This is a genomic window from Craterilacuibacter sp. (genome assembly GCF_051659485.1).
In the GTDB taxonomy this organism is placed as follows: Bacteria; Pseudomonadota; Gammaproteobacteria; order Burkholderiales; family Chromobacteriaceae; genus Craterilacuibacter.
The window spans coordinates 1-3436 of record NZ_JBOFOO010000428.1; the positions used below are offsets into that span (position 1 = coordinate 1).

4 protein-coding genes are annotated in these 3436 nt (G+C 57.3%); 2 read left to right on the forward strand and 2 right to left on the reverse strand.

What is annotated here, in order from left to right; all coding sequences use genetic code 11:
* On the reverse strand, nucleotides 1-1460 hold a 1460-nt coding region (locus tag ACRC1E_RS14360), incomplete at its 3' end, for a protein adenylyltransferase SelO (RefSeq protein ID WP_438515782.1).
* A gap of 52 nt (nucleotides 1461-1512) precedes the next feature.
* Nucleotides 1513-2424 carry a LysR family transcriptional regulator gene (locus ACRC1E_RS14365; RefSeq protein WP_438515783.1) on the reverse strand — a complete coding sequence of 304 codons (912 nt, stop codon included), beginning with the start codon at nucleotides 2422-2424 and terminating at the stop codon, nucleotides 1513-1515.
* 318 nt (nucleotides 2425-2742) lie between these two features.
* Between ACRC1E_RS14365 and ACRC1E_RS14370 the strand changes: the two genes are divergently transcribed.
* The gene (locus tag ACRC1E_RS14370) at nucleotides 2743-3054 is read left to right on the forward strand and encodes a DUF485 domain-containing protein (RefSeq protein WP_438515784.1); all 312 of its coding nucleotides are present in this window, start codon (nucleotides 2743-2745) and stop codon (nucleotides 3052-3054) included.
* Nucleotides 3054-3436 (forward strand): sodium:solute symporter family transporter (locus tag ACRC1E_RS14375; protein ID WP_438515785.1); only part of this gene is annotated, 383 nt, incomplete at its 3' end. The genes ACRC1E_RS14370 and ACRC1E_RS14375, both read left to right, overlap by 1 nt.

Below are 3436 nucleotides of genomic sequence, written 5' to 3' on the forward strand. Positions count from 1 at the left end.
CAACTCACTTCAATACCGGCGGCCCATGATGGGGGCAAGGCGGCAAAAGCAGCAAACTCGGCACGCTCGGTAAAGGGCTGCGCCAGACACGCGGCCAAAGCCTGCACGCCGCTATCGTCGCCGTCATCCTGAGCTTGGCGGATAGCCTGCTCGGCCAGATGATTGCGTAGTACATAAGCCGGATTCACCGCCAGCATGGCAAGACGGCGTGCGGCTGCGCTACGGTCTTCCAGAAGCAGACGGCTGCGATATTGCGCCAGCCAGTGTGCGCCCGCGTCACGATCTACAAACAGATCCAGCAGCGCGGCATTGACCGCATTTTCATGCACATCAAAACCGGCCAGTGTGCGAAAGAAAATCGTGAAATCGGTGCGACCGGCATGCAGGGCCTGCAGCAGGCTTTCGATCAGGCCCGCATCAGCCGTCTGTTCACGTTCAAGACCCAGCTTGGCACGAAAACGCGTGAGGTAAGCCGCTTGATAGCACGCATCGTAGCGCGCAAGCTCGGCACGCAACTCGGGTTCGCTCACCACCGGCAACAGGGATGTTGCCAGACAATACAGATTCCACAAGGCCACTTGCGGCTGCTGCTGATAGGCATAGCGGCCGCTGTGATCCGAATGGTTGCAGACATGAGCGGCGTCAAACCCGTCGAGAAAACCGAACGGGCCATAATCCAGCGTCAGCCCCAGTATCGACATATTGTCCGAATTCATCACCCCGTGACAGAAACCCACGCTCTGCCAGGCCGCCATCAGCCCGGCTGTTCGCGTGAGCACCGCGGCAAAAAAGGCGCGGTAAGGCTGGGGCTCGAGACGGCACTCGGGATAATAGTGATCGATGACAAAATCGGCCAACACACGAATGTCTTCATGCCGGCCCTGATGGTAAAGCAGTTCGAAATGACCGAAACGGATAAAGCTTGGGGCAAGCCGGGTAACAATAGCCGCACTTTCCACCCGTTCGCGATACACCGGATCATCCGAGCTAGTCAGCAATAAGGCGCGCGTCGTCGGAATCCCCAGCGCATGCATCGCCTCCGAACACAGGTATTCGCGGATGCTGGACCGCAGCACCGCACGCCCGTCGCCCATACGCGAAAATGGCGTGACCCCGGCACCTTTAAGCTGGACTTCCAGCCGCTGCCCATCGGGGCACAGCCTGTCCCCCAATAGCAAGGCGCGGCCATCACCCAGCTGCCCGGCCCACACGCCAAACTGGTGACCGCCGTAACGCGTGGCCAGCGCCGTGACACCACCGTGCATGGGCTGACCGGACAACAAGGCGATAGTCGCCGGCGCGCCCAATTCGGTCTCACCCAGCCCCATCTCGCGAGCCAATGCCGTGTTGGCTATTACCACACGCGGCTCTTGCAAAGGGCTAGGCCGCACCGGCGTATGAAAAAAGGCGGGCAGCGCCGCGAAGCGGGCGGGCTGCAACAAAGGATTCGGTGTCGTCATCCTGCCATTCTAATGGGATAGCAAACAGACAAACACCCAAGTGGCAATCCGGTTATTGCGCCGGCAGTGCGGCATTGACGCCTGGAGGCAAACCCCATACCGGGCGCAGCTCGGACAGCAGCGCGTCCAGTACCGGATCGCCATCGCGCTCGGACGGATAAACAAATTGCAGCTCGGCCTGCTTGACGATGTCGGGTACGACAAAAACCTGCCCCGCGCGTGCGGCCAGCAATGCATCGTCTTCACGCACCAGCGCCAGGCCCACACCCGATACCACCAGCTCCTGCAAGGCCGATAAATGATCACATTCGGTAACCTTGCGCGGCGAGATATTCAGCTCGCGCCACAACTCGGCGGTGATTTTGGACAGGCTGGAAAACTGCGATAGCCCGATCCACGGCAATTTACCCAACTCCTTGGTACTCATCTCCGGTGCCCGCGCCTGCCAGCTTAGCGGCATGATGATGCGAAAGCGCACCTGTGTCAGCGGCACGGTCGTCACATTGACATAGGGGTTTTTGCCTAAGTAAAAACCGCAATCCAGCTCTTTTTTGCGTACCAGATTCAAGACATCGCCAGTCACGCCATGGTGCAGCCGCAAATCCAGCAAAGGATAGCGCTCAACCAGACGTGCAACCCATGGCCCGACGCGCAAGGTATCCGGCGTCAGGGTAATACCGATATTCGCCTTGCCGGCAAGCTGCCCCTTCAAGGTTTTGGCGCGATTAAGCAGTTCGCGCGAAGCGGCGAGTATGGACTGTGCCTGCGGCAGCAAGGCCTGCCCGGCCACCGTCAGGCTGACGCCACCGGCACTGCGGTCAAACAGCTGCATGCCCACTTCTTCTTCCAGCGCCTTGATCTGGGCTGTCACTGCCGGCTGCGACAAATGCAGCAACTCGGCGGCCTGAGTCAGATGCCCTTGCTGTGCCACGGTCACAAATGTACGCAGCTGATAAATTTCCATCCCTACCCCTTTATTTAGCTTTGCGCTGGTCTGCTTTTGACCATGCACCAAAATATTACCATTGCATTGTCTGCGACTGGCACGTTCGCAACAAGAAAAACCGCAAAAAAACCGCATTCAAACATAATATTTTTACGGCAAAATAGAGCATAAACACAAAGGCAAGCTTTTGATTTTTATGACTTATTGCGATGCATCATTCGTCACACAAATTTATTCAATCAAAAAAAGCGATTAGCCGCCAGACAGGCACTTCCCATAGATTCCTCTCACGCGGCACCAAAGCGGAACCGCCCCTACAAAAGCAAGGAGGACACAATGAACGAGGACGTGCTCAAGAAAGTACAGTCCAACCCGAAGTTCATCGAACTGGTTCACAAGAAAACCAGCTACGGGTGGAAAATGTCGGCCATCATGTTGTTGATCTACTACGGCTTTATCCTGATTCTGGCTTTTAAACCTACGCTGCTCGGCACGCCGATCGCCCAAGGTTCAGTCATCACCATCGGTATCCCGATCGGTGTATTCATCATCGTTTCGGCCTTTTTGCTCACCGGCCTCTATACGCGAAAAGCCAATAGCGAATTCGACACCCTCAACCAGCAAATCGTTGAAGAGGCCCGCAAATAATGAACGCTCGCCTGACCTCCCTGACCGCAGGCCTGTTGGCCGCACTACCGGCACTGGTAATGGCTGGTGAAGCCATGACCGGTGAAGTCGAGAAGCAGCCGCTAAACGTCGCTGCCATCGTCATGTTCTTCATCTTCGTCGCCGGCACCCTCGGCGTCACCTACTGGGCGGCACGCCAGACCAAATCGGCGTCCGACTTCTATACCGCCGGTGGCGGCATTACCGGTTTCCAGAACGGCCTAGCGATTGCCGGCGACTATATGTCGGCCGCCTCCTTTCTGGGTATTTCCGCCATGGTGTACGAAAAGGGCTACGACGGCCTGATCTACTCGATGGGTTTTCTGGTCGGCTGGCCTATCATCCTGTTCCTGGTGGCCGAACG